Genomic DNA, 23,761 nt, shown 5'->3' with positions numbered 1-23,761 from the left:
CTGCCGCCAACAAGAGACAATCAAGCGGAGGAACGGCCATGGCCGACTTCGGAGCCGACGTCGAGCTCGAGGAATTCCGCGCCGAGGCGCGCGCCTGGCTCGCGGAGAACTTCCCGCCCTCGCTGAAGGGCAAGGCCGGCCAGGCCGCGCTGTCCGACGAGGGCGGCGAGATCGATTCCGACCTGGCGCTCTGGAAGAAGCGCATCGGCGAGAAGGGTTGGGCCACGCCCACCTGGCCGAAGGAGTACGGCGCCGGCGGCCTGTCGCCCGCCCAGGCCCGCGTGCTGCAGCAGGAGATGAGCCGGGCCGGGGCCTTCAACCCGCTGACCTTCGGCATGGGCATCACCATGATCGGCCCGACCATCCTGGACTACGGCACCGAGGAGCAGAAGCGGAAGCACATCCCGCCCATCGTCCGCGGCGAGGTCCGCTGGTGCGTCGGCTATTCCGAGCCGGGCGCGGGCTCCGACCTGGCCAGCCTGCAGATGCGCTGCGAGGACGCGGGCGACCACTGGGTGATCAACGGCCAGAAGATCTGGACCAGCGGCGCGCAGTGGTCCGACTGGTGCGGCGCGCTGGTGCGCACCGACCCGACCGTCAAGAAGCACGACGGCATCAGCTTCATCCTGATCGACATGCACCAGCCGGGCATCGAGACCCGGCCGATCAAGCTGATCGCCGGCGCCTCGCCGTTCTGCGAGACCTTCTTCACCGACGCGACCGCCCCCAAGGACGCCATCCTGGGCGAGGTCAACCGCGGCTGGACGGTCGGCAAGCGGCTGCTGCAGCACGAGCGGGCCAGCCAGACCGGCGCGGGCCTGCCGGGCGCCGGCCGCTCTGCGCCGCTGGAGGACGTCGCCAAGCGCTACGTCGGCGTCGACGAGAAGGGCCGCATCGCCGACCCGGACCTGCGCACCCGCCTGGCCGCCCACGCGATGGACGCCCGCGCCCACGCCCTGACGCTGATGCGGGCCGCCGCCGAGGCCAAGGGCGCGAACGGGGCCACCAACGCCGCCTCGGTGCTGAAGAACTCGGCCACGTTCGTGTCCCAGACCCGGGCCGAGCTGACGCTGGAGATCATGGGCCACCAGGGCCTCGGCTGGGACGGCGAAGGCTTCTCCGAGGAGGAGATCGCCGCCGTCCGCGGCTGGCTGACCGGCAAGGCGATGTCGATCTACGGCGGCTCGGCCGAGATCCAGAACAACATCATCTCCAAGCGCATCCTCGGCCTGCCCGACACGACGCAGTCGACCTAAGGCGTGGTCCCCTGCCGGCGGTGCGCCTGGAACTCCTCGGTGGAGTTCACCTTGGGCATCGGCGCGTCGGGCTCGGGAACGCCCAGGAAGGCGCACAGCGGGCCCCAGCCCTGGGCCACCTCGTAGACCAGCAGCCGCTCGGCCGGGATGCGGCGGCGGACCTCGGCGTTGTGGCGCAGGTAGACGTCGATGACGTGGTCGTGGTCGTGCATGCGCCCGTCGAACAGCCGGGCGATGACCTTCTCGTACATCTCGCCGAAGACCGTGTCGGCCGGCGGCGCGCCGGCGAAGATGGTCGCCTGGGTCGAGCGGAACCAGGACTCCGGGTCGCGCTCGGTCAGGATCACCTTGGCGTCCGGATAGTGGTCGGCCAGCTCGGCGTAGAAGGTGGCGTTCGGCCAGTCGACGGTGGAGGCGTAGCCGTCGAAGATGCGCGGCCAGTCGGGCCGCCCGTCCGCGGCCTCGACCCACAGGCGCGGCGCCTCCGGGTTCTTGAACACCTCGACCATGTGATAGCAGGGGCCGAACCCGAGCTGCTCCAGGGCGAGCTTCAGCGACAGCGTCCCGGTGCGGCCGAAGCCCGCGCCGATCACCTTCAAGGCCATGGTCGCGCCCTCCTGGACGCAGCGTGCCCGTTCCGGCCCGGCGGCTCAAGGGCGGCGCGGCCTTGGCGGTTTCCTCTTAACCCGCCGCCCGTTAGGGTCGAGCGACGGGCCGCTTCGGCGGGGATGAGCGGCGGGGGCGATGGAGGAAGAGGCGGTTCCGCAGCAGATGAGCGAGCCCAGGCTCGCCGAGCTCCACGCCGAGCTCGTCGCCCGCGAGGACCTGCAGTTCGACTTCCCGCCCTATGTGGAACCGAAGCCGCCGGCCTGGGCCGACGCCCTGGTGCGCTTCTTCGAGGCGATCGGCCCGATCCTGAAGATCGTGTTCTGGGTCGGGCTGGCGATCGGCGTGCTGCTGATCGTCTACTTCGCCGCCCGCGAGGTGCAGGCCACCTGGACCCGTCGGCGCAAGGCGCGTGAAGCGGTCCAGCCGGCCGACTGGGCGCCGGAGCCGGAGAAGGCCAAGGCGCTGCTCGAGGACGCCGACCGGCTGGCCGCCGAGGGCCGCTTCGAGGAGGCGGTGCACCTGCTGCTGTTCCGCAGCATCGACGACCTGGCCGGCCGCAGGCCCGAGGCCGTGCGTCCCGCCCTCACCAGCCGCGACATCGCCCGCATCGAGGCCATGCCGGGCCCGGCCCGCAGCGCCTTCTCGCGCATCGCCGAGGCGGTGGAGAAGAGCTTCTTCGGCGGCCGGCCGCTGGGACAGAGCGAGTTCGTCGAATGCCGCCGGGCCTACGAGGCCTTCGCCTTCGCGGAGGGCTGGGCATGACCGCCGCCGAGGCCGCGGCCCCGGCCCGGGCGCAGCCCTTCTCGACCAAGGTGGTCGTCGCCCTACTGCTGGTCGGCCTCGTCGCGTTCGCCGGCTTCACCGTGCTGGCGGCCTACGCGCCCGAGATGCGCGGCGGCGGCGATCCGGGCGCCCATGCGCTGTCCAGGTCTGCGGTCGGCTACACAGGGGTGCGCTGGCTCCTGGAAGAGCAGCGGGTGGACGTGGCCGTCAGCCGCAGCTTCCCCCCGCACGACGCCGACTATTCGGAGGAGCCGGTCCCGCTCGTCGTCGTCACGCCCCCGCGGGGCGCCAAGGCCGAGGACCTGGAACCCTTCTTCGCCGTCACCCCGCTGCTGATCGTCTTGCCCAAATGGGTGACCGAACGCGACCCGGTCCGCCCCGAGCGCGTGCTGAAGCTCGGCGTCGGCCCCGCCGCGCCGTTCGCGCAGATGCTGAAGGGGCTGTCCGCTGAAACCACGCTCTCCGGCCGCAAGGGTTGGTCCAGCCCGGTGCTGACCGGCGCCTCCGCGCCCTTCGATGGCGCGCGGCTGCCGCTGGGACGGATCGACAGCCTGCAGACCATCTCCGGCCCCGGCTGGGAGCCGGCCCTGGTCGACGAGAGCGGCGCGGCGGTGCTGGCCTGCGCCAAGGCCCGGGCGGTGTGCGTGCTGGCCGATCCGGACGTGCTGAACACCCAGGGAATCCGCAGCCGCGAGACGGCGCGCGCGGGGCTGACGATCCTCAACACGCTGCGGGGCGACGGCGGGCCGGTCTACTTCGACGTCACGCTGAACGGCATCAGCGCCCGGCACAATCTGCTGAAGCTGCTGCTCACCCCGCCGCTGCTGAGCTTCACCCTCTGCGCGGTGGCCGCGGCCTTGCTGATGGGCTGGCACGCGATGGCCAGGTTCGGGCCGGCGGCGCGCGAGGACCGGGCCCTGGCGCTCGGCAAGCAGGCCCTGGTGGACAACTCGGCGGGCCTGTTCCGGATGGCCGGCAAGGAGCATGAGCTGGCCCCCGCCTACGTCCGCCTGACCGAACAGCTGGCGGCCAGGTCGGCCGGCGGCGAGCGGGCCCCGCACGGGACGGGCGAGCGCATCGCCTGGCTCGACCGCCTGGCGGCCCAGAGAGGGATCACCACTCGGCTGGCCGAGCTCGAGGAGGAGGCCGAGGACGCGCGCACGCGCCACGACCTCCTGGGGCTGGCGCGCCGGCTGCACCAATGGAGAGCGGAGATGATGCGTGAACGTCGATGAGGTGAAGGCCCTGGCCCAGGCCATCCGGGCGGAAGTCGGCAAGGCGGTGATCGGCCAGGAGGACACCATCGCCCTGATGCTGACCGCCCTCCTGGCCAAGGGACACATGCTGCTGGAGGGCCCGCCGGGCGTGGCCAAGACCTTCCTGGCCCAGTGCTTCGCCAGGACCCTGCACCTGGACTACGGCCGCATCCAGTTCACGCCGGACCTGATGCCCTCGGACATCACCGGGACGAACATCTTCAACTTCCAGACCTCCGCCTTCGTCCTGAACAAGGGCCCGGTGTTCTGCGAGCTGCTGCTGGCGGACGAGATCAACCGCACCCCGCCCAAGACCCAGGCGGCCCTGCTGGAGGCTATGCAGGAGCGGCAGGTCACCATCGACGGCAAGCCGCACGAGCTGGGCGATCGGTTCATGGTGGTGGCGACCCAGAACCCCCTGGAGCAGCAGGGCACCTATCCGCTGCCGGAGGCCCAGCTCGACCGCTTCCTGTTCAAGCAGGTGCTGGCCTATCCGAGCCTTGAAGAGGAACGCCGGATCGTCGCCACCCACGGCATGCGCTCGGGCCAGGCCGATCCGGCGGCGATGGGCGTGACGCCGGTGGCCGATGCGGCGGCGCTCGCCGCCGCCGCCGAGGCTGTGTCGCAGATCCGGCTGGCGGAGGACATCGTCGAGTACGTCCTGAAGCTGGTCCGCTCGACGCGCGAGACCGCCGAGCTGCAGAGCGGGGCCAGCCCGCGCAGCGCCGCCATGCTGGCGCTGGCCGCCCGCGCCCACGCGGCGCTCGACGGCCGCGACTACGTCATCCCGGACGACGTGAAGCGGCTCGCCCTGCCGGCCCTGCGCCACCGGGTGATCCTCTCCCCCGCCGCCGAGATCGAAGGCCGCCGGGCCGACGACGTGATCGCGGGGCTGATCGAGCAGGTCGAGGCGCCGCGCTAGTGCCCACCTGCGCCCCCTCCGTCTCCGGCGCGTCTCTACCTCCCCCGCGAAGCGGCGGGAGGGGGACCAGTCGCCGAGCGCAGCGAAGAGCGACTGGTGGAGGGGGCGGGCCGCAGACAAGGCCTCGCCACACGCACCCTTCTCGGCGTGTGGGGCCTGCCCCCTCCACCCCCCGCTCTTCAGCCGGCGTTCGCCGGCTTCGGCGGGCGGTCCCCCTCCCGCCGCTTCGCGGGGGAGGTAAGGGTGGGGGGCAGGGCAGATGATCTACCCCACCCCCCGAGCCATCCTGCTGGTCGCGCTGGGCGCTGCGCCCTCGCTGATCCTGTCCCTGCTGGCGCCCAGCTTCTGGGTGGCGGGGCTGGCCTGGCTGCTGGCGGCGGCGGGGCTGATCATCGTCGACGTGCTGCTCTCGCCGGCCGCCAACTCCGTCGAGCTCGAGCTGCAGGCGCCGCGGGCGCTGGGCGTCGGGCGCGACGGGCAGGCGATCCTCTCGGCGGTGTTCCCGGGAGCCGCGCCGCGGCAGGTGGAGCTGGCGCTGGCCGCGGGCGAGCGGCTGTCGCTCCAGCCCCGCCGGCAGACCGCCGTCGGCGTCGGCAGCCGCGCCCGCGCCTCGGTGAAGGTGAAGCCGCTGCGCCGTGGCGAGGGGCGGTTCGAGGAGGCCTGGGCCCGATGGCGGGGGCCGCTGGGACTGGCCTTCATCCAGCGCTCGAAGAAGCTGGACGAGGTCGCCGCCATCACTCCTGACGTGCAGTCGGTGAAGGACGAGGCGCTGCGCCTGTTCGCCCGCGACGCGCCGTTCGGCGCCAAGGTCCAGCTCGACACTGGCGAGGGCGCCGAGTTCCACGCCCTGAAGGAGTACCAGACCGGCATGGACCTGCGCTCCGTCGACTGGAAGCAGAGCGCCCGGCACGGCAAGCTGATCGGCCGCGAGTACCGCACCGAGCGCAACCACCACATCATCCTGGCGCTCGACACCGGCCGGCTGATGTGCGCCCCGCTGGCCGGCGCCCCGCGCATCGACCGGGCGATCAACGCGGCCCTGCTGCTGGCCTTCGTGTCGCTAAAGCTCGGCGACCGGGTCGGCCTCTACGCCTTCGACGCCAAGCCGCGGGTCGCGAGCGGGGTGACCGCGGGCGCGCAGTCCTTCCCGCTGCTGCAGCGGCTGGCCGCCTCCATCGACTACACGGCCGAGGAGACCAACTTCACCCTCGGCCTCTCCACCCTGCTCGGCCGGCTCGACCGCCGCTCCCTCGTGGTGGTGTTCACCGACTTCGCCGATCCGACCAGCGCCGAGCTGATGATCGAGAACGTCGGCCGGCTGATGCGCACCCATCACGTGCTGTTCGTGGCCTTCCGCGACGAGGAGCTGGAGAGCCTGGTCGCCGCCGAGCCGGAGAGCCCCGAGGACGTCTCCCGCGCCGTGGTCGCCGGGACCCTGCTGCAGCAGCGCGAACTGGTGTTCGGGCGGCTGACCCGCATGGGCGCCCAGATCGTCGACGCGCCCGCCGACCGTATGGGAACGGCCCTGGTCAACGCCTATCTCGACGCCAAGCGTCGAGACCTCCTGTAGGATCGGGGAGATGGCCGAGCTCGTCCTGAAGAGCCAAAGGTTCCGCGCCGAGCGGGAGGCGGACTGGCGTCGGCTGGAGCGCCTGCTCGCCAAGGCCGAGGGCGGCTCGGCCGCGCGGCTTTCGCGCCAGGAGCTGCTGGAGCTGCCGGTGCTGTACCGCTCGGCGTTGTCCTCGCTATCCGTCGCCCGCTCGATCTCCCTCGACCAGGGGCTGATCGACTATCTCGAGAGCCTCTGCACCCGGGCCTATTTCTTCGTCTACGGCGCCCGCTCGACGCTGCTGGCGCGGATCGGCCGGTTCTTCACCCACGACTGGCCGGCGTCCGTCCGGGGCCTGTGGCGCGAGACGCTGGTTTCGCTGCTGGTGACGGTGCTGGGCGTGGTCGTCGCCGCGGTGCTGGTCAGCGGCGATCCGGACTGGTTCTACGCCTTCGTGCCCGGCGAGATGGCCAGCGGACGCGACCCCTCGGCCTCCACCGCCTTCCTGCGCTCCACCCTGTACGACGACCACGACGGCAAGTCGGTGTTCGCCACCTTCCTGTTCACCCACAACGCCCAGGTGGCCCTGTTCGCCTTCGCGCTGGGCTTCGCCCTGTGCCTGCCGACCGCGGCGCTGATGATCTACAACGGCCTGATGCTGGGGGCCTTCCTGACCCTGTTCGCCTCGCACGGGCTGGGCGTCGAGGCCGGCGGCTGGCTGATGATCCACGGCGCGACCGAGCTGTTCGCCATCGTGCTGGCGGGCGCGGCGGGCTTCAGCATCGGCTGGGCGGTGGTCTTCCCCGGCGAACTGTCGCGGATGAGCGCGGCGGCCGCGGCCGGGCGCAAGGCGGCGACGGTGATGACCGGCGTCGTGGTCATGCTGTTCGTCGCCGGCCTGCTGGAGGGCATCGGGCGCCAGGCGATCCAGTCGGACGTCATCCGCTACGCCATCGCCGCCGCCAGCCTGGCGATCTGGCTGGCCTACTTCTACCTGCCCCGGAAGACGCGATGAGCGAGGCCGGCGTCCAGCGCGGCAAGCGCACGGCCGGGCGGCCGCCGCAGGATGCGAGCCGCGAGTTCGTCACGCCCGAGGGCGTCGACCTTCGCCTGCGGATCGGCGAGGCCGGCGAGCGCGCGGCGGCCTTCCTGGTCGACGTGATCATCCTGACCATCGCCCTGATCGGCGTCAGCATCGTGATGGTCGGCGTGCTGGCCGCTTCCCGCGCGCGCGGCGTGGAGGTGGCGGCGATCGTCTGGCTGCTGATCGCCTTCTTCCTGCGCACCTTCTACTTCATGGCCTTCGAGATGCACCCCAGCGCGGCCACGCCCGGCAAGCGGATGCTGGGCCTGCGCGTCATCGCCCGGGGCGGCGGGCGGCTGACCGCCGACGCGGTGTTCGCGCGCAACGCCATGCGCGAGCTGGAGGTGTTCCTGCCACTGTCGTTCCTGTTCTCGCAAGGGGACGGCGTCGACGCCTGGGTCGTCCTGCTGGGGCTGATCTGGAGCGGCGTGTTCCTGTTCTTCCCGCTGTTCAACCGCGACCGCCTGAGGGTCGGGGACCTGGTGGCCGGGACCATGGTCGTGAAGGCGCCGCGCCGGAAGCTGATGCCGGACCTGGCCGACGAGCGGCCGCCCGGGGCCGCCCGCGTGACCTTCACCCAGGCCCAGGTGGACGCCTATGGCGTCAAGGAGCTGCACGTCCTGGAGGATGTCCTGCGCCGACGCGACAAGGCGACGATGCGGGCCGTCGCCCAGCGGATCCAGGGCAAGATCGGCTGGGAGGGCGAGCCCGTCGCCGACGGCGAGTTCCTGGCCGCCTACTACGCGGCCCTGCGCGGCCGGCTCGAGAGCCGCATGCTGTTCGGCCACCGCCGCCGGGACAAGTTCGACCGGGGCTAGGGGCGCGATACTACCTCCCCCGCGAAGCGGCGGGAGGGGGACCGCCCGCCGAAGAGCGGGCGGTGGAGGGGGCAGGCTGCAAGCTCAGCGTCGAAGCTTCCAGGCCCGCCGCAGACGGGCGTGAGCCAGACCACCTGCGCGCGCGTGGCCCGCCCCCTCCACCACGCGCTCTTCGCTGCGCTCGGCCCGTGGTCCCCCTCCCGCCGCTGCGCGGGGGAGGTAGGAACTAGTCGAACACCGCGGCGGGATCCTCCGGCGGGGCGACCTCGCGCAGGCGGCGGATCTCGAAATAGGCGGCCGCGGCGATGGCGGCGAGGTAGACGTCGGACAGGGTCGAGGCGGCGGCGCAGGTCAGCAGGGCCGGGACGAGGCCGAAGGGCCGCTCGGACGTGTAGTAGGTGCCCAGGCCGACGCCTTCGGCCAGCCAGTCCGCGCCGAAGGCGAACAGGAAGTAGAGGGCGAACAGGGCCAGAAGCTTCAGCCGCGCGCCGCGGGCGATGCGGAACGCGCGGCCCAGCGCCGCGAACACGCCCGGCCGCTCCACCACCGCGATCACCACCGCCAGCCCGACGAACGGATAGAGGATCGACCCGGCGAGGTAGAGCAGGGGCGCCCCCGCCGCCGCTCCGACGATCGCCAGGGCGTAGAAGGCGGTCTTGATGATCAGGTTCATCAGCACCCCGGTCGCCAGCAGCGGGACCAGCACCTTCAGGCCCGGCGTCGCGAGCTCGCCCCAGGTGACCCGCCGCCCATCCAGCTCCTGCCAGAACAGGTAGGCGACGCCGCCGTGGAACAGGGTGGCGCGGAACGCCTCGATGACCATCGAGCTGACCGTATTCCCGTCGCCGGGAGGGTAGGGCGCGGTGAGCGTCGCGTAGTCGAACAGGAACTCGGGCAGCCCGACCAGCAGGACGCCGAGCCCAAGGACCATCGGGGCGTTGCGGACGATGAACTCCAGCGCCTCGGTGAGGACGTGGTCGAGTCGCAGGCGCGGGTGCTTCACAGCGTCATTCTGCCCGATCCGAGCGCCCGCGTCAGTCGAACAGGGCGGCCAGGGCGTCGGGCGCCAGGCCTTCCTTCAGCCGCTTGAGCTCGACGTAGATCACCGAGGCGCCGGTGGCCCCGATCAGGGCGTTGATCACGCCTGAGACGGTGCTGTTGATCATCTGGCTCAGCAGCATGCCCTGCGGACCGGCGGTCATGGCCGCCAGGCTCAGCGGCGTCAGCAGGGCGCCGACGACCCAGGTGAGCACGAGGAACAGCAACATCAGGCCGAAGATCCGCCAGCGGTTGCCGCGGGTCAGCTCGGCGCTGCGCCCGAAGGCCTCGATCAGGCCGGTCTGCTCGCTCACCCGGACCGGCACGGCGACGCACCAGGCGACCAGCAACATCACGCCGGGGACGATCAGCAGCAGGAAGCCGACCATCAGGCCAAGGCCCATGAGGATCGAGAGCAGGATCACCGGCAGGAAGTTGCGCAGACCCATCGCCAGGCACTCGGCGAACGTCGCCCGCGCACCGTTGAGGTCCCGCACGGTCCCGTAGACCAGGGCGCCCTGCAGCACCGCGCCGGTGATGACCGACACCAGGGCGCCGATCACGAACAGGCCGAAGTCCGCCAGGCCGAAGTCTATGTCGGCCGGATCGGCGACGAGCTGGAGCAGGCCGAGGCTGAGGATCCCCGTCGGCACGCCGACCATCAGCACGGTGAGGCCCGCGAACGAGACGAAGTTCCGGCCCAGCACGCCGAAGGTCGCCCCGATGACCTTGGCGATGTCGAGCTTGGGCGCCTCGGCGGCGATGGCGGTCATGGACGTCTCCCCCTCGCCGGGAGGAAATCACGAGCCCGCCGGGCTGTCGATGCGGGGCGGAACGCAAGGTCTGGGTTGTCGGTTGACCGCCCGATCCCCGTGACATGCCAGAGGAGACGATCATGCAAGGTGACCGCGAACACGCCGTGAAGGTGCTCAACAGCCTCATCGAGACGACCCTCGATTCGGCCAACGGCTACAAGGAGGCGGCCGAGAACGCCCAGTCCGCCCAGTACCGCACGCTGTTCGAGGAACGCTCCCGCCGGCGCATGGACCTGACGCGCCAGCTGCAGGACGAGGTGCGCAGCTTCGGCGGCGAGCCGGAGACCGACCAGTCGATGATGGGCAAGGCCCACAACAAGTTCGTGGATCTGAAGAACGCCCTGACCGGCGGCTCGAACGACAAGGCGGTGATCAACGAGGTCGAGCGCGGCGAGGACATGATCAAGGCCAAGTACGAGAAGGCCGTCAACGACACCGACCTGCCGGTCGACGTGCGCCAGCGCCTCACCGAGGTCTACCAGTCGATCCGCGCCGACCACGACGAGATCAGCCGGATCAAGCACCAGCTGCACTAGGCTCCCCGCGCCCCCTCCACCGCCTTCGGCGGTCCCCCTCCCCCGCAGTCTACGCTGCGGGGGAGGAGAGGTGCGCTTAAGGTCCTCCCCCGACGCGAAGACGACGGGGGAGGTGGATCGGCGCGCAGCGACGAGACGGAGGGGGCGCAGCCGAACCCCTTGATCCCGACCCTCCGCTGGGGCACGCAGCCCCGGCGGAGGGCCCATGTCGGACAATCTCTACGAGCTTCTGGCGAGCCGCTTTCCGGCCGATCCGGCCGCGCCCTGCTTCCTGCTGAGGGACGGCGGCCACGTCAGCTACGGCGCGCTGGCCGACGGCGCAGGCCGGGCCGCGGCGCTGATGGTCGCCCGCGGCGTGAAGCCCGGCGACCGGGTGGTGCTGAAGGCCGAGAAGAGCTGCCAGGCGGTGATGGCCTATCTGGCGACGCTGATGGCCGGGGCGGTGTTCGTGCCGCTCAACACCGCCTACACCGCCGCCGAGGTGGACTACTTCCTGCAGGACGCCGAGCCGGCGCTGGTGCTCACCGACCCGGCCTCGTTCCTGGCCGAGGCCGCCGACGTGCCGCCGCTGACCGAGCCGGTCCCGCGGGCCGCGGCGGACCTGGCCTCGATCATCTACACCAGCGGCACCACGGGCCGCTCCAAGGGGGCGATGCTCAGCCACGGAAACCTGGCGGCCAACGCCCTGGCGCTGCACCAGGCCTGGGGCTTCTCTGAGCGGGACGTCCTGCTGCACGCCCTGCCGATCTTCCACGTCCACGGCCTGTTCGTGGCCCTGCACTGCGCGTTCCTGAGCGGCGCGCCGATGATCTGGCTGGAGAAGTTCGACGATGCGGCGGTGGTCGAGGCCCTGCCGCGCGCCACGGTGATGATGGGCGTGCCGACCTTCTACACCCGGCTCCTGGCCAATCCGGCCTTCACCCGCGAGCGCGCCGAACACATGCGCCTCTTCATCTCCGGCTCGGCCCCGCTGCTGGAGGCCACATTCGCAGAGTTCGAGGCCCGCACCGGCCATCGCATCCTCGAGCGCTACGGGATGAGCGAGGCGGTGATCATCACCTCCAACCCGCTGGACGGCGACCGCATCCCCGGCAGCGTCGGCTTTCCCCTGCCGGGCGTCGAACTGCGGGTCGCCGGCGGCGAAACGGGCGTCATCGAGATCCGCGGCCCCTCGGTGTTCTCCGGCTACTGGCGCATGCCCGAGAAGACCGCCGAGGAATTCACCGCCGACGGCTACTTCATCACCGGCGACGTCGGCCGGCAGGACGCCGACGGGCGGGTGTGGATCTCCGGCCGGGCCAAGGACCTGGTCATCTCCGGCGGCTTCAACGTCTATCCGAAGGAGGTGGAGATGGTGCTGGACGAGCTGCCCGGCGTCGTCGAGAGCGCCGTGATCGGCGCGCCGCACCCGGACTTCGGCGAGGGGGTGGTGGCTGTGGTGATCGGCCAGGGCGAGGAGGCGGTGCTGATCGCCGCCGCCCGCGAGAAGCTCGCCGCCTTCAAGGCGCCCAAGCGGGTGTTCTTCGTGGACGAGCTGCCGCGCAACGCCATGGGCAAGGTGCAGAAGAACCTGCTGCGCGAGCGTTACGCCGACGCCTTCGCCTGATCACCGTCCGGCGCGCTGAGCAGCCGCACGATCTCGGCCAGCAGCTGGGCCGGCGAGAAGGGCTTGGGCACGACGCCGTCCATCCCGGCCGCGCCGTAGCGGCCGCGGTGGTGGGCCATCACGTCGGCGGTCATGGCGATGATCGGCAGGGCGCCCCCCGGCAGGGCCCGGATCGCCCGCGTCGCCTCCAGCCCGTCCATGCCGGGCATGTTGACGTCCATCAGCACCAGGTCGAAACCGCCCTCGCGCACCGCGGCGATCGCCGCCTCGCCGCCCTCCGCCGAGGCGGCCTCGGCGCCCAGGGCCTCCAGCGTCTTGCAGCCGACCAGCCGGTTCACGGCGTTGTCGTCGACGACCAGGATGCGCAGGCCGGCCAGCGGCGCAGCGCCGGCCTCGGCGGCGGGAGCGGCCTGCGGCGCTTCGGCCGGTTCGGCCGCGATCTCGAACCAGAAGGTCGAGCCTTGGCCCTCGGCGCTCTCAAAGCCCATGTCGCCGCCCATCAGCCGGGCGAGGGTGCGGGAGATGGCCAGGCCCAGGCCCGTGCCGCCGTAGCGCCGCGTCGTCGCGCCGGCCTCGGCCTGAGTGAAGCGGTCGAACAGCTTGTCCTGGGCGCTCGCCGGGATGCCGATGCCGGTGTCCTCGACCTCGCAGCGCAGGCGCCGCCCGCCCGGGGCGTCGACCACCGACATCCGCAGCTCGACATGGCCGGCCTCGGTGAACTTCACCGCATTGCCCAGCAGGTTGAACAGGCACTGGCGCAGGCGCACCGCGTCGACTGAGAGCCAGCCGATGTCCGGGGCGATCTGCGTCCGCAGCGCCAGGCCCTTGGCCTCGGCCTGCGGGCGGATGAGGCTGGCCACGCTCTGCGCGATCCGGACCGGGTCCGCCGGGGCCGGCGAGATCTCCAGCTTGCCGGCTTCGATCTTGGAGAAGTCGAGCACGTCGTTGATCAGCTGGCCCAGCATCTCGCTGCAGCCGAGCGCCTCGCCCAGGAGTTCCCGGGCCCCTTCGCTGAGCGGCTCGCGGGCCAGCAGGTTGAGCACGCCGACGATGCCGTTCATCGGCGTGCGGATCTCGTGGCTGACCGAGGCCAGGAAGGCCGACTTGGCGGCGGTCGCTTCCTCGGCGACCCTGCGGGCTTCGGCCAGCGCGATCGCCTGGCGCTTCTGCTCGTCGATGTCGAGCAGCAGGCCCACCGCCCGGCGGGGCGCGCCGTTGCGACGCTCCACCTCGAGATAGAACCGCATCCACCGCTCGCCGCGGGGGGCGGGCACGCGCACGTCCAGCGGCGCGGCGGCCTCTCCGCGGGCGGCCTGGCGGCGCATCTCGACGATCGCCGACCGGTCCTCCACATGGAACAGCGCCAGCGGTTCGCCGGCCGCCTGCGCGAGCAGCGCGGGGTCGACGAGCTCTGCCAGCTCCTGCGTCGCCCAGAACCGGCGCGTGGCGTAGTCGTACTCGAACACCGCCGCGCGGGCGCCGTGCAGCGCCAGCCTCAGCCGCTGGGCGGCGGCGCGCGCCTCGTCCCGGGCTCGGGCCTGGGGCGTCACGTTCTGCGACAGGCCGAACATCTCGTACCGGCCCGAGGGCGTCTTCCGGCCCGAACGGTAGCGCACGTTGAGGTGCACCCAAGAGCCGTCGGCATGTCGGTAGCGGATCTCCCGCTCGGCCTGGCCGCCCTTGCGGGTGATGGTCTCGCGCGCCTCGGCGTCGAGGGGCGCATCGTCCCGGTGCTGGATGCGGGTGACGGCGTCGAGGTCGGTCGCCGCGGAGATGCCCCAGCCGAGGTCGAGCGAAGTCTGGAAGTGGTAGAGCTGGGTGTCCGGGTCGTAGCGCCAGACCCCGATGGTGGCGTCGCGCAGCAGCTGCTCGCGCATGGCGTCGTCGTCGCGCAGCGCGCTGATCTCGGCGGTCTCGGCGGTGACGTCCACCAGCATGGCCAGGGCCGAAGCCCCGGACGGCTGGATGTCGAGCCGCAGCCGGCGGGTCTGGCCGTCCGCCGAGCGGATCTCGAACGGCCGGCGCCTGGCCGCCTCTTCCGGCAGCGCCTCGGCCAGGAACAGCCCGGCCAGCGCCTCGGGCCGCCGGCCGGTCAGCGCCGCCCAGGCCGCGTTCGCCGACTGGACCCGCCGCTCGGCGTCCAGCACGGCCATGGGCATGTCGGAGAGTTCGAAGAAGGCCATTCCGCCGAAAGCGACGGCGGACGGCTCAGTGCTGGGCATCGGCGTTCCCCGGCCACGATCAGGCCCAGGGAACGCCGAGTCTCCACAACGCAAGGTTACCAGGCCTGCGGCGCGCCGCCGCAGCCTGGACCCTGTCCCGCTGGGTTTGAATCAAGCCAGTCGGGACGCTTTGCCCGTCAGACCAGTTCGGCCGGCTCTCGGCCCAGCTCCTTCAGGAACGGCGCGGCGTAGTGGATGCCGCCGGTCTGGGTGGCCGGATCGCCCGAGGCCAGCTGGAACACCGCCTCGGCGATGTATTCGATCGGCTGCACCCGGTCCTTGGTCTGCTCGTTGATCAGCCCGTGCACCGCCACGCCCGGCGTCGCGACCAGGCCCGGCGAGACCACGTTCACCGCGATGTTGTGCTGGGCGACTTCGGAGGCCAGGCCCGTGGTGAACCGCTCCAGCGCGGCCTTGCACATGCCGTAGACCGTGCCGCCGCGGCCCGCGCCGGAATAGGGCGGCTTGGGGTGGATGCCGGCGCCGGAGGAGATGTTGACGATGTGGCCGCTGCGCCGCTCGATCATCGAGGGCAGCACCAGCTGCGAGAGGTGGAAGGGCGCGTAGACCTGCACCTCCATCATCAGCTTGAAGCGCTTCTCCGGGAAGTCGATCACCGGGATGAAGTAGGTGATGGCGGCGTTGTTCACGAGGATGTCCACGGGCCCGTAGGTCGCCACCGTCTCCTCGACGAGCCGCTCGCGTTCCTGGGCGTTCGACAGGTCGGCCTTGATGAAGGTGGCCTCGCCGCCGGCCTTTTTGATCCGGTCCACCGTGTCGTGCAGCGTGCCGGGCAGGCGGCTGTCGCCGGGCTCGGCGGTGCGGGCGCTGGCCACGACCTTGGCGCCCTCCTGGGCCAGGCGAGCGGAAATGGCCTCGCCGATGCCGCGGCTGGCGCCGGTGACGATGGCCACCTTGCCGGCCAGCTTGCCGTTTGGATTGACGCGCGCGCTCATGAAGTCCTCCCAAAAATATCGTGTTCTTGAATGGGGCCGACCCTGCGGATTTTCCGGCCAAGGTGCAAGCCTGAGCCGGCCTGCCGGCGCGCTCGTCGTGGGCAGGCGCCCGAGCCCGGCGATCACGACCGGCTTTGTCGCTTCCAGGTTGTAGTGCTTTACTGCCGGAGGCGGAGGTGGGCGGATGTCCGAGCACGACGAGGGAAAGCGCAAGAAGGCCGAGCTCAACAAGACCTACGCGCCCTATGTCATCTCGCCCGTGCTGGTGGAGCGGTTCGAGGCCGCCAGGGACGCGCTGGCGAAGGGGCAGGCCAAGGACGCCGCCCTGCGGGTGATCCTGGAGCTCAACCTCAATCACTCGAGAGGCGGCAAGGGCGCCAAGAGCAAGCTCAAGCGGCTGCTCGGCGACATCGACAAGGCGCTGGCGGCGCGGGCCGACTACGAGGCCAGCCGCTACCACGTGTTCGTCCGCCTGGATCTCGACCAGCTGCAGGCGCTGGTGGCCGCCGACCACGCCGGGCGCGGCAAGCCGCCGGCCATCTACAAGGTCTGGCTGGACCGGCCGCTGGAGCCCTTCCTCGACCGTTCGCTGCGGATCATCAAGGCTGACGTCTGCCACAAGTCCTTCGGGGCCGACGGCGAGGGGATCGTCTGGGCGGTGGCCGACAGCGGCATCGAGGGGGACCATCCCCACTTCTCCACCTTCGACACCCTGAAGCCGCCGGACTCCGGGCCCGCGCCGGCCGCCTCCACCCTGAAGGGCGAGTGGCGGCTGGAGCACAAGGACTTCACCGGGGGCAAGTCGCCGCTGACCGACGGCTACGGCCACGGCACCCATGTGGCCGGCATCATCGCCGGAGCGACGCCCTACGATATCGAGAACGGGACCGCGAAGCCCAGGGCGCCGGGTGCGGTGCGCATCCGCACCGAGCGCGACCAGCGGGACCTCATCCGGACCGGCGCCGAGGCGCTGAAGACGCCGCTGCAGGGGGTCGCGCCGCGGTGCAAGCTGATCAGCCTGAAGGTGCTGGACGACAACGGCGACGGCTACGAGAGCCAGCTGCTGGCCGCGCTCGACTACGTGGCCCGGATCAACGACGACGGCCGCTGGCCGCGCATCCACGGGGTCAACCTCAGCCTGGGCTACAGCTTCGAGGCCGAGTGGTTCGCCGCCGGCCAGAGCCCGATCTGCGTGGCCGTCGACCGGCTGGTGGCGATCGGCGTGGTGGTGGTCGCCGCGGCCGGCAACGACGGTTCGGCGATGCTGCTCCCGGAGAAGTCGCGCGGCCAGAAGCGGATCGGCCTCGACCAGTCGATCACCGACCCGGGCAACGCCGAGCGGGCGATCACCGTCGGCTCGACCCACCCGGTGTCGCCCCACACCTTCGGGATCTCCTTCTTCTCCTCCCGCGGACCCACGGCCGACGGCCGCCCCAAGCCGGACCTCGTGGCCCCGGGCGAGCGCATCCTCTCCTGCGCCGCCCGCGGCACGGTGGAGGCGCTGCTGGCGGCCAATCCCGAGCTGAAGGGCAAGTACGACCCGGCCTCGGGCCAGGCCTTCTACCGCGAGGAGAGCGGCACCAGCATGGCCGCGCCGCACGTCTCGGGCGCGGTGGCGGCCTTCCTGTCCATCCGCAGCGAGTTCCGCGGCAAGCCGGACCGGATCAAGGAGATCCTGCTGGCCAGCGCCACGGACCTGAAGCGCACGCGTGACTTCCAGGGCGCGGGCCTGCTCGACCTGTTCCGCGCCCTGCAATCGGTCTGAACGGGAGGCCAAGATGGCTGAGCTGGCGGGACTGCCCTACATCAAGCTCCGGTTCGACGCGGCCGGGAAGCGGCTGGACCCGCCCGGGCCCATCGCCCCGCCCGGCGTCACCGACCTGATCGTCATCTCCCACGGCTGGCACCAGGACGCCGACGACGCCGAGGGCATGTACGCCACCATCCTCGGCCACCTGCAGGATGCGGCCCGCGAGAGCCGGCTGATCGAGGGGCGGAAGCTGGGGGTGGCGGGCGTCTACTGGCCCTCCGACAAGTTCAAGCCCGACCTGACGCTCGAGAAGGCGCCGAACATTCCGCCGGGCGCCGGCGCCGGGACGGCGCTTTCGGGCGGCGGCCAGGACATCGGACCTGCCGAGCTGAGGGAGCTGGCCGCGGCCGTCGCCCGGCTGCTCGGCCTGCCGGAGGAGGAGTTCGGCGACCTCGCCATCCAGGCGCGCCACGGCGCCGGCAACGCGGACGCGCTCATCGCCACCATCCGCAGCCGCCTGCCCGAGCCGGAGGCGGTGGACGAGCTGACCCGCGACGAGCACGAGCGGCTGCTGCGGCGCGACCTGCCGGGGCGGGTGCTGTTCGAGGACGTGAAGTCGGGCGGGCCGTCGGGCGGCGGCACGTCGCTGCCGGGGGCGCAGGACGTCGGCGACGTCGCCGCCTCGCAGGCCCCGGCCGTGAACATCCTGGGCGGTCCCTTCGCCGTGGTCGCCAAGCTGCTCAACCAGGCGGCCTATTTCGAGCTGAAGCGGCGGGCCGGGACGGTGGGCGAGGCCCTCGGCGACCTGATCGACGCCGATGGGCTGCCCGGCGTTCAGCGGCTGCACCTGGCCGGGCACAGCTTCGGCGCCCGGCTGGTGACCGCCGCGACGTCGCGCATGCAGACGGCGCGCCCGCACAGCCTGACGCTGATCCAGGGCGCCTTCTCGCACAATGGCCTGGGCGTCCGCATCCCGAAGGGTCGCGACACCATCGACGGCACCTTCCGCAACGTGGTCGCCGAGAAGAAGGCGGGGCGGGTGGTGATCACCCACACGTGGAACGACCACGCCGTCGGGCTCGCCTACGCCCTGGCGTCTCGGGCCAGCAACACGGTGGCCTCTGGCCTGATGAGGGTCACCGACCGCTTCGGCGGGGCCAAGGACCTGCACGGCGGCATCGGCGCCAACGGGGCCCTGCGGCTGGAGGACGGAGAGTGGAAGGACTGGACCTACGACGGCGCGGCCGTTCCGGGCCTCGAGGCCGGGCTGGTGCACAATCTCAAGTGCGACTTCATCGCCGGCCACACCGAGATCGCGGTTCCCGGCGTCGGGCGGCTGCTGCTCGCGGCCATGGTCTAGCCGGGGCGTGGCGGCGGTCCTGACGCCGCGCCGCGACGGCCGGCTCGACGGCGCGGCGCCCGTCGACGTCCCGTTCATGGCGCCGCGGCTGCAGGGCGTGCTGCGCACCGACGGGCGGCTGGAGCTTTCACTGTGGGGCGCAGGCGCGCTGGGGACGGTGCGCGCGGGCCCGCTCGACGGCCCTTTCACGCACTTTCCGAACGGCGTGGCCGCGGCGGCGGGCGGCCTGTTCGTGGCCCAGAGCCGGCCGGCCCTGCTGGTCGCCGGCGCCCGGCTGCTGGGCCTGCGGCCGGCGCGGCGGGCCGCGCCCTGGGCCGGCGCGGCGCAGGCGGCCCTCACCGGCGCCGGCGTCGAGCTGCCCTGGGGCCGCCTCGTCGCGCGCCAGCACGAGGCCGGCGTGACGGTGGCCGCGGGCGCCGACGCGGCCGAGCTCGCCGGCGCGCTCGGTCTTTCCCCGGCGGCGATCCGGGCCGAGGCGGAGGCGCACGCCGCCGCCTGCGACCGCCTGCCGGAGGCCGACCCGGCGCTGCGCAGCCTGGTGCTGTTCGGGACCCACGCGGGCCTGGCCAGCGTCCGCAGCGAGGCCGGCGGCGCCTTCGCCGGCCTGGCCGCCGGCCTCGCCTACAGCGCTCCGGCGCGGAGCTACTTCCGCGACGCCTACTGGACCTGCCCGCTGCTGCTGCAGCTCGCGCCGGACCGGGTCCGGGCGCAGATCGACCTGCTGGCGACCGGCGTGCAGGCGGACGGCGAGGCGCCCAGCGGCGTGATCGTCGCCGGTTCGGCCCAGGCGCAGGCGTGGGAGGCCGTCCGGCGCGCCGATCCCGCCAAGGCGCGCGCCCACCTGCGGCCGGGCGAGTGGTGGAGCGACCACTTCGACAGCCCGCTCTTCTTCGTCCTGATGGTCGCCGACTATGTCCGAGCGACGGGCGACGCGCGCCCGGTGGACGCGCATTGGGACCGGCTCGCGGCCGTCTTTCGCCGCTACGCGGCCCTCGCGGCCGAGGGCGGCGGGCTGCCCCGCAAGCCGCGGCACGACCGGGACTGGGCCGACAACGTCTTCCGCTCCGGCCTGGTGGCCTACGACCTCGGCCTGTGGGTCGGCGCGGCCGAGGCGATGGCCGAGCTCGGCCGGGACCGCGGCCCGGCGTTGGCGCAGGAGGCCCGCGCGGCCGCCGCCCGCGCCCGCGCCGCGATCGCCGAGCGCCTCTGGCGGGGGCCGGGCTGGCCCGCGGACTACCTGGCCGAGGACGGCTTCGTCGAGGACCACCTGGCGCTGGACGCCCTCACCCTGGCCGCCTTCGGCGCCCTGCCGGATCGCCAGGCGCTGGGCCTGCTGGAGGCGGTGCGCCGCCGGCTGGCGCGGCCCTGGGGTCTGGCCTGCGTGGACCCGCCCTACCGCCGCCGCGCCGACCTGCGGGCCAAGAGCGCCTTCCCGGGCCGCTACCACAACGGCGGCGACTGGCCCTGGCTCGACGGCCTCTACGCCCGCGAGCGCCTGCGCCGGGGCCTCGCCGGCTGGCGCGCCCCGCTGACCCGCTGGTGGGAGACCTGCCTGGCCAACGGCTGGCCGGGCGCGGTGGAGCATTTCTCGCCCGCCTTCGGCCGCGGCTCGCTGATCCAGGCCTGGTCGTCGCTGCCCGCCGCCGTCGCCCTGGCGCACAGGGAGGCGGTGCTGGCCGGCGATCCCGGCTGAGCCTCAGGCGCGCGGCGGGGCCGGGAAGGCCAGCTCCGCCGCCCCCCGCAGTTCGGGGCCAAGCGGCTCGGCGCTGGCGAAGACGACGGGCCCCCGGTGCGTCTCCAGGGCCCGCAGCAAGGCGCCCGCCACGGCGTCCACGTTCCGCTCGCGGTCGTCGAGGCGCTCCGAACGGCGCCCAAACAGCGCGTCGGCCTCGTCGAAGAACAGCACCGCCCGTTCGGCGTCGGCGGCGTCGAACACCGCCGTCAGGTTCCGCTCGGTCTCGCCGACGTAGCGGCTCACCACCTCGGCGAGGTCGACCCGGTGCAGCTGCATCCCGAGCTGCCGCGCCAGGTCGGCGGCGGCCTCGGCCTTGCCGGGACCTGCCCCGGAGAAGACCAGCGGCCGCCCGCCCGCGCGCAGGTGGGGCGCAAGCTCCCGCAGCCGCGCCGTCACTGCGGCCGGCGGTCGTCCCTGAGCGCGGGTGTTGGGGAGCATGGCCGATCCCGGTGGGCGTTGGCGCCATCCTGCGTCGCGCCGCCGACAAAACTCAAGGCCGGCGTGGCGCCGGCGGGGCCGCCGGCTATGCTGGCCGCAGGTGAAGGCGGAGGCGGCCCATGAAGACCCGGATCACCGAGATGCTGGGGGTTCAGTATCCCATCGTCCAGGCGCCGATGGGCTGGATCGCCCGCGCGCAGCTGGCCTCGGCGGTCTCCAACGCCGGCGGCCTCGGCATCATCGAGACCTCTTCCGGCGAGCTCGACGCGGTGCGCGAAGAGGTGCGCAAGATGCGCTCCCTCACCGACAAACCGTTCGGGGTGAACATCGCCCAGGCCTTCGTGCGCGACCCGGACATCGTCCAGTTCGTGGTCGACCAGGGCGTCCAGTTCGTCACCACCTCGGCGGGGGATCCCAACAAGTACTGCGCCCAGCTGAAGGCCGCGGGGCTGACCGTCTTCCACGTGGTCCCCTCGCTGGCCGCCGCGCTGAAGGCGGTGGAGGCGGGCGTCGACGGGCTGGTGGTCGAGGGCGGGGAGGGCGGCGGCTTCAAGAACAGCCGCGAGGTCGCCTCCATGGTCCTGCTGCCGCTGGTCTGCTCCAAGGTCGGCGTCCCGGTCATCGCCGCCGGCGGGGTCACCTGCGGCCGGACCATGGCCGCGGCGTTCGCGTTGGGGGCCGAGGGCGTCCAGATGGGCACCCGCATGGTCTCCTCGGCCGAGAGCCCGGTTCACCAGAACTGGAAGGACGCCATCCTCGCCGCCAAGGAGACCGACACGGTCTTCCTCAACCGCTTCGGCCCCGGACCTGCGCTCCGCGCCCTGCGCACCGACAAGACCACCCAGTACGAGAAGGCCCCGCCCGACAACATCATGGGCGAATTCCGCAACGCCCTCGCCCTCTACTTCGGCGGCGACATGGAAGCCTCCATCGCCCTCTCCGGCCAGGTCGCCGGGCGGATCGACGAGGTGAAGCCCGTCGCCCAGATCATCCGCGAGGTGGTGGAGGAGTTCGAGGCGGTGACGGCGGAGCTGGGGGCGCGGTTTGGGCGCAGCCGGGAGCCGGCCCACGCCTGAGTACTCTCCTGCTCCCCTGGGATCAGACACCGCGAAGCAGGTGTGACAATGTGCCGCTTGTTCGCTAATGGCGAACGACCGTTGACGCTGGGCGAACGACACGTCTAGCTTGGCTACATCGTCAACGGAGGGAGGGAATCGCCAAACCTTGGGTCGCTCCAGTGACCCGTGGGAGGCCCGAAGGGCTTCCTGTCGTCTCGCAAGCGCACGGTGATCCTCGTGGTCCTCGGGCCTTCGGGCGCGGCGCGTCCCCGGCGACCGGGACGCGCCAGGTGCAAGCCGGGTTCAAACTGCCGTTCTCCGCTCCTCATCACGGCGACGGACACCCCTGCATGGTGCGGGGAGTCTGAGAAGAGGAGAACCATCCATGTCGGAAGGTCCTGTTGATGACCAACGGCAGGGACGGCGGTCTCGGAACCATGTGAAGGGGTGGCGTCGCCACCTGCGGAACATGGGAACGGTCCGGACGCTCATCTCGATAGGTCGATTGATCGTCGAGATTGTCCGGCTCTTTCAGTCCTAGTCCTACCCGTCACCCGGTCTTGTTACATCTGGAGACAGTGGTGTGCTCAACAAAGCTCTGAGACTGCTCCGCGTATTTGGAGGTCTATCTCAAACCGAGCTGGCAAGCCGGCTTGGAGTAACGAAATCTTGGATATCTGAGATAGAAAGTGGGCGGAAAGTGCCTACTCTGTCTTTGCTGAATGCGTACTCAAAAGAGCTTGATATACCGCTTTCGTCTATCATGTTCTTTTCGGAAAAATTGCAGGACGATGGTCAATCTGAGAAGACGCGGGCGTTCGTATCAAAGAAAATACTTGCGATACTAGATTACATTGCGGCTGACAGCGACGGGGGCGATCAAGGTGTTGAAGGAGAGGAGGACGTACCCGCTTAATCAGTCGCCGCTTTACAAGCTCTCCAACCACAAGAGGCTGGCGTCCCTTCTCAAGCTTGAACTCTCTACGCTACGCCGTCTCGCCCGCTCCGATGGGTCTGCGTATCGCGTCTGGACGGAGGTCAATGAGAAGGGCAAGGCGAGGCTCATCGAGAATCCCTATCCGCGTCTGAAACGCGCGCAAGCTCGTGTTGCGGCGCTCCTTCGCCTCATCACTCCCCCTGACTTTCTGACCTGCCCCGTTAAGGGCCGATCGTATGTCAGCAATGCGCGTTATCATCGGGGTGCAAGGGAGATCGTGACACTGGACGTGTCGGCCTATTTCCCGTCGACCACTTGGAACCGAGTGTTCTGGTTCTTCAACAAGCAACTGCTCATGAGCTCAGACGCAGCTTGGACGCTCGCGTCGCTGGCCACCCTCAATGGTCATTTGCCGACCGGCAGTCCGCTGAGCCCACTGTTGGCGTACTACGCACACCAAGACATGTGGCTGAGGATTCAAATGCTGGCGCGCGACGCTGGCTGCAAGCTGACTGTCTACATGGACGACATCACCGTGTCGGGAGATGTCGTTCCTGGAGCATTGGTGTGGGCCATAAAGCAGGAAGTCCGTCGGGTGGGCCTAAAGCTGAGTGACCACAAGGAGCGTCGATTTTCCGGAGGTGTGGGAGTCGTTACTGGCGTTGTCGTCACAGACTCCGGCACCCGCCTCACGAAGGGCGCTCATCTCAAGCTGAAGAGGCTGCGAGAAGCCATTGCCGCCGAGTCGGACCAAGCGGTCCGTAAACAGCTCGAACGCAGGCGAAGGGGGTTGGAAGCTCAGTTCCGACAAGTCTTAAGAGCATGATCATTAACGCCCGAGGGGCTGGCCTGGCGGCATCTTGGGCGGCCGCTCACTGCGTTCGAACTCCAGCCTGACAGGACTGAAGTCGTCCCGCTTGAATGCTGGCGGTGAGAGAGGGATTCGAACCCTCGATAGGCTTTCACCTATACACGCGTTCCAGGCGTGCGCCTTCAACCACTCGGCCACCTCACCCACCGGCGCGGGAGCGCT

Annotated in this window: 21 protein-coding genes and 1 tRNA gene; 15 read left to right on the top strand and 7 right to left on the bottom strand. The window is 71.3% G+C overall.

The window, feature by feature from the left end; all coding sequences use genetic code 11:
* Window positions 1-38 precede the first annotated feature (38 nt).
* Window positions 39-1,256, top strand: a complete 1,218-nt coding sequence (locus ACFSC0_RS04400) for an acyl-CoA dehydrogenase family protein (RefSeq protein ID WP_377282299.1) — start codon at window positions 39-41, stop codon at window positions 1,254-1,256.
* On the opposite strand, the gene ACFSC0_RS04395 is transcribed toward ACFSC0_RS04400, so the two are convergent.
* Complete coding sequence (locus tag ACFSC0_RS04395; protein ID WP_377282298.1) at window positions 1,253-1,861, bottom strand: sulfotransferase family protein; 609 nt, start codon at window positions 1,859-1,861, stop codon at window positions 1,253-1,255. The two genes, ACFSC0_RS04400 and ACFSC0_RS04395, sit on opposite strands and share 4 nt — an antisense overlap.
* Before the next feature lie 139 nt (window positions 1,862-2,000).
* Here ACFSC0_RS04395 and ACFSC0_RS04390 point away from each other — a divergent pair, with 139 nt between their 5' ends.
* From ACFSC0_RS04390 to ACFSC0_RS04365, 6 genes are all read left to right on the top strand, one after another.
* The gene (locus ACFSC0_RS04390; RefSeq protein WP_377282297.1) at window positions 2,001-2,627 is read left to right on the top strand and encodes a DUF4129 domain-containing protein; all 627 of its coding nucleotides are present in this window, start codon (window positions 2,001-2,003) and stop codon (window positions 2,625-2,627) included.
* Window positions 2,624-3,883, top strand: a complete 1,260-nt coding sequence (locus ACFSC0_RS04385) for a hypothetical protein (protein ID WP_377282296.1) — start codon at window positions 2,624-2,626, stop codon at window positions 3,881-3,883. Before ACFSC0_RS04390 ends, ACFSC0_RS04385 begins: the two co-directional genes overlap by 4 nt.
* Window positions 3,870-4,826, top strand: a complete 957-nt coding sequence (locus ACFSC0_RS04380; RefSeq protein WP_377282295.1) for an AAA family ATPase — start codon at window positions 3,870-3,872, stop codon at window positions 4,824-4,826. The genes ACFSC0_RS04385 and ACFSC0_RS04380 overlap by 14 nt, the downstream gene beginning before the upstream one ends.
* Window positions 4,827-5,085: 259 nt before the next feature.
* Window positions 5,086-6,396, top strand: coding sequence for a DUF58 domain-containing protein (locus tag ACFSC0_RS04375; RefSeq protein WP_377282294.1), 1,311 nt, complete (start codon window positions 5,086-5,088; stop codon window positions 6,394-6,396).
* Window positions 6,397-6,406: 10 nt separating this feature from the next.
* Window positions 6,407-7,390, top strand: a complete 984-nt coding sequence (locus ACFSC0_RS04370) for a stage II sporulation protein M (protein ID WP_377282293.1) — start codon at window positions 6,407-6,409, stop codon at window positions 7,388-7,390.
* Complete coding sequence (locus ACFSC0_RS04365; protein WP_377282292.1) at window positions 7,387-8,277, top strand: RDD family protein; 891 nt, start codon at window positions 7,387-7,389, stop codon at window positions 8,275-8,277. The genes ACFSC0_RS04370 and ACFSC0_RS04365 overlap by 4 nt, the downstream gene beginning before the upstream one ends.
* Before the next feature lie 226 nt (window positions 8,278-8,503).
* On the opposite strand, the gene ACFSC0_RS04360 is transcribed toward ACFSC0_RS04365, so the two are convergent.
* A complete protein-coding gene (locus ACFSC0_RS04360; RefSeq protein ID WP_377282291.1) occupies window positions 8,504-9,280 on the bottom strand; it encodes a hypothetical protein in 777 nt (258 codons plus the stop codon).
* A 31-nt stretch (window positions 9,281-9,311) separates the two neighbouring features.
* Window positions 9,312-10,088 carry a DUF7847 domain-containing protein gene (locus ACFSC0_RS04355; RefSeq protein ID WP_377282290.1) on the bottom strand — a complete coding sequence of 259 codons (777 nt, stop codon included), beginning with the start codon at window positions 10,086-10,088 and terminating at the stop codon, window positions 9,312-9,314.
* 122 nt (window positions 10,089-10,210) lie between these two features.
* Here ACFSC0_RS04355 and ACFSC0_RS04350 point away from each other — a divergent pair, with 122 nt between their 5' ends.
* Both ACFSC0_RS04350 and ACFSC0_RS04345 read left to right on the top strand, forming a co-directional pair.
* Window positions 10,211-10,666, top strand: a complete 456-nt coding sequence (locus ACFSC0_RS04350; RefSeq protein WP_377282289.1) for a PA2169 family four-helix-bundle protein — start codon at window positions 10,211-10,213, stop codon at window positions 10,664-10,666.
* 205 nt (window positions 10,667-10,871) lie between these two features.
* Window positions 10,872-12,272: a malonate--CoA ligase gene (locus ACFSC0_RS04345; protein WP_377282288.1), complete on the top strand. Its 1,401-nt coding sequence runs from the start codon at window positions 10,872-10,874 to the stop codon at window positions 12,270-12,272.
* On the opposite strand, the gene ACFSC0_RS04340 is transcribed toward ACFSC0_RS04345, so the two are convergent.
* Together ACFSC0_RS04340 and ACFSC0_RS04335 are read right to left on the bottom strand one after the other, a co-directional pair.
* Window positions 12,251-14,455 carry an ATP-binding protein gene (locus ACFSC0_RS04340; protein WP_377355081.1) on the bottom strand — a complete coding sequence of 735 codons (2,205 nt, stop codon included), beginning with the start codon at window positions 14,453-14,455 and terminating at the stop codon, window positions 12,251-12,253. The genes ACFSC0_RS04345 and ACFSC0_RS04340 overlap by 22 nt on opposite strands.
* A 176-nt stretch (window positions 14,456-14,631) precedes the next feature.
* Complete coding sequence (locus tag ACFSC0_RS04335) at window positions 14,632-15,450, bottom strand: SDR family NAD(P)-dependent oxidoreductase (RefSeq protein ID WP_377282286.1); 819 nt, start codon at window positions 15,448-15,450, stop codon at window positions 14,632-14,634.
* Window positions 15,451-15,634: 184 nt separating this feature from the next.
* On the opposite strand from ACFSC0_RS04335, the gene ACFSC0_RS04330 reads away from it, so the two are divergent.
* Genes ACFSC0_RS04330 through ACFSC0_RS04320 form a run of 3 tightly spaced genes read left to right on the top strand, consistent with a single transcriptional unit; the run spans window position 15,635 to window position 20,253 of the window.
* Window positions 15,635-17,215, top strand: a complete 1,581-nt coding sequence (locus ACFSC0_RS04330) for a S8 family peptidase (RefSeq protein ID WP_377282285.1) — start codon at window positions 15,635-15,637, stop codon at window positions 17,213-17,215.
* A 13-nt stretch (window positions 17,216-17,228) separates the two neighbouring features.
* Window positions 17,229-18,560, top strand: coding sequence for a hypothetical protein (locus ACFSC0_RS04325; protein ID WP_377282284.1), 1,332 nt, complete (start codon window positions 17,229-17,231; stop codon window positions 18,558-18,560).
* Window positions 18,561-18,567: 7 nt separating this feature from the next.
* Window positions 18,568-20,253 carry an amylo-alpha-1,6-glucosidase gene (locus ACFSC0_RS04320; protein ID WP_377355079.1) on the top strand — a complete coding sequence of 562 codons (1,686 nt, stop codon included), beginning with the start codon at window positions 18,568-18,570 and terminating at the stop codon, window positions 20,251-20,253.
* A gap of 3 nt (window positions 20,254-20,256) precedes the next feature.
* On the opposite strand, the gene ACFSC0_RS04315 is transcribed toward ACFSC0_RS04320, so the two are convergent.
* Window positions 20,257-20,733: an AAA family ATPase gene (locus ACFSC0_RS04315; RefSeq protein ID WP_377280342.1), complete on the bottom strand. Its 477-nt coding sequence runs from the start codon at window positions 20,731-20,733 to the stop codon at window positions 20,257-20,259.
* A gap of 119 nt (window positions 20,734-20,852) precedes the next feature.
* On the opposite strand from ACFSC0_RS04315, the gene ACFSC0_RS04310 reads away from it, so the two are divergent.
* The 3 genes from ACFSC0_RS04310 to ACFSC0_RS04300 all read left to right on the top strand — a co-directional run bounded on the left by ACFSC0_RS04310 (window position 20,853) and on the right by ACFSC0_RS04300 (window position 23,554).
* On the top strand, window positions 20,853-21,809 hold the full coding sequence (locus ACFSC0_RS04310; RefSeq protein WP_377280343.1) for an NAD(P)H-dependent flavin oxidoreductase: 957 nt from the start codon (window positions 20,853-20,855) through the stop codon (window positions 21,807-21,809).
* Between the two features lie 565 nt (window positions 21,810-22,374).
* Window positions 22,375-22,707, top strand: coding sequence for a helix-turn-helix transcriptional regulator (locus tag ACFSC0_RS04305; protein ID WP_377280344.1), 333 nt, complete (start codon window positions 22,375-22,377; stop codon window positions 22,705-22,707).
* Window positions 22,646-23,554 (top strand): reverse transcriptase family protein, encoded by a 909-nt coding sequence (locus ACFSC0_RS04300; RefSeq protein ID WP_377280345.1) that lies wholly within the window; start codon window positions 22,646-22,648, stop codon window positions 23,552-23,554. Before ACFSC0_RS04305 ends, ACFSC0_RS04300 begins: the two co-directional genes overlap by 62 nt.
* Before the next feature lie 99 nt (window positions 23,555-23,653).
* Here ACFSC0_RS04300 and ACFSC0_RS04295 read toward each other — a convergent pair.
* Window positions 23,654-23,743, bottom strand: a tRNA-Ser gene (locus ACFSC0_RS04295).
* Between the last annotated feature and the right edge of the window lie 18 nt (window positions 23,744-23,761).

This window comes from Phenylobacterium terrae (assembly GCF_042681205.1).
GTDB classification, from domain to species: Bacteria; Pseudomonadota; Alphaproteobacteria; order Caulobacterales; family Caulobacteraceae; genus Phenylobacterium; species Phenylobacterium terrae.
The sequence above is the reverse complement of the archived record's forward strand: the minus strand, read 5'-3'. Positions and strand labels throughout refer to the sequence as shown.

What these genes read in the sequence shown, in the direction of transcription:
- ACFSC0_RS04400 (WP_377282299.1), top strand. Translation starts at nt 39, where the DNA reads ATGGCCGACTTCGGAGCCGACGTCGAGCTCGAGGAATTCCGCGCCGAG.
- ACFSC0_RS04395 (WP_377282298.1), bottom strand. Translation starts at nt 1,861, where the DNA reads ATGGCCTTGAAGGTGATCGGCGCGGGCTTCGGCCGCACCGGGACGCTG.
- ACFSC0_RS04390 (WP_377282297.1), top strand. Translation starts at nt 2,001, where the DNA reads ATGGAGGAAGAGGCGGTTCCGCAGCAGATGAGCGAGCCCAGGCTCGCC.
- ACFSC0_RS04385 (WP_377282296.1), top strand. Translation starts at nt 2,624, where the DNA reads ATGACCGCCGCCGAGGCCGCGGCCCCGGCCCGGGCGCAGCCCTTCTCG.
- ACFSC0_RS04375 (WP_377282294.1), top strand. Translation starts at nt 5,086, where the DNA reads ATGATCTACCCCACCCCCCGAGCCATCCTGCTGGTCGCGCTGGGCGCT.
- ACFSC0_RS04370 (WP_377282293.1), top strand. Translation starts at nt 6,407, where the DNA reads ATGGCCGAGCTCGTCCTGAAGAGCCAAAGGTTCCGCGCCGAGCGGGAG.
- ACFSC0_RS04365 (WP_377282292.1), top strand. Translation starts at nt 7,387, where the DNA reads ATGAGCGAGGCCGGCGTCCAGCGCGGCAAGCGCACGGCCGGGCGGCCG.
- ACFSC0_RS04355 (WP_377282290.1), bottom strand. Translation starts at nt 10,088, where the DNA reads ATGACCGCCATCGCCGCCGAGGCGCCCAAGCTCGACATCGCCAAGGTC.
- ACFSC0_RS04350 (WP_377282289.1), top strand. Translation starts at nt 10,211, where the DNA reads ATGCAAGGTGACCGCGAACACGCCGTGAAGGTGCTCAACAGCCTCATC.
- ACFSC0_RS04345 (WP_377282288.1), top strand. Translation starts at nt 10,872, where the DNA reads ATGTCGGACAATCTCTACGAGCTTCTGGCGAGCCGCTTTCCGGCCGAT.
- ACFSC0_RS04340 (WP_377355081.1), bottom strand. Translation starts at nt 14,455, where the DNA reads ATGGCCTTCTTCGAACTCTCCGACATGCCCATGGCCGTGCTGGACGCC.
- ACFSC0_RS04335 (WP_377282286.1), bottom strand. Translation starts at nt 15,450, where the DNA reads ATGAGCGCGCGCGTCAATCCAAACGGCAAGCTGGCCGGCAAGGTGGCC.
- ACFSC0_RS04330 (WP_377282285.1), top strand. Translation starts at nt 15,635, where the DNA reads ATGTCCGAGCACGACGAGGGAAAGCGCAAGAAGGCCGAGCTCAACAAG.
- ACFSC0_RS04325 (WP_377282284.1), top strand. Translation starts at nt 17,229, where the DNA reads ATGGCTGAGCTGGCGGGACTGCCCTACATCAAGCTCCGGTTCGACGCG.
- ACFSC0_RS04315 (WP_377280342.1), bottom strand. Translation starts at nt 20,733, where the DNA reads ATGCTCCCCAACACCCGCGCTCAGGGACGACCGCCGGCCGCAGTGACG.
- ACFSC0_RS04310 (WP_377280343.1), top strand. Translation starts at nt 20,853, where the DNA reads ATGAAGACCCGGATCACCGAGATGCTGGGGGTTCAGTATCCCATCGTC.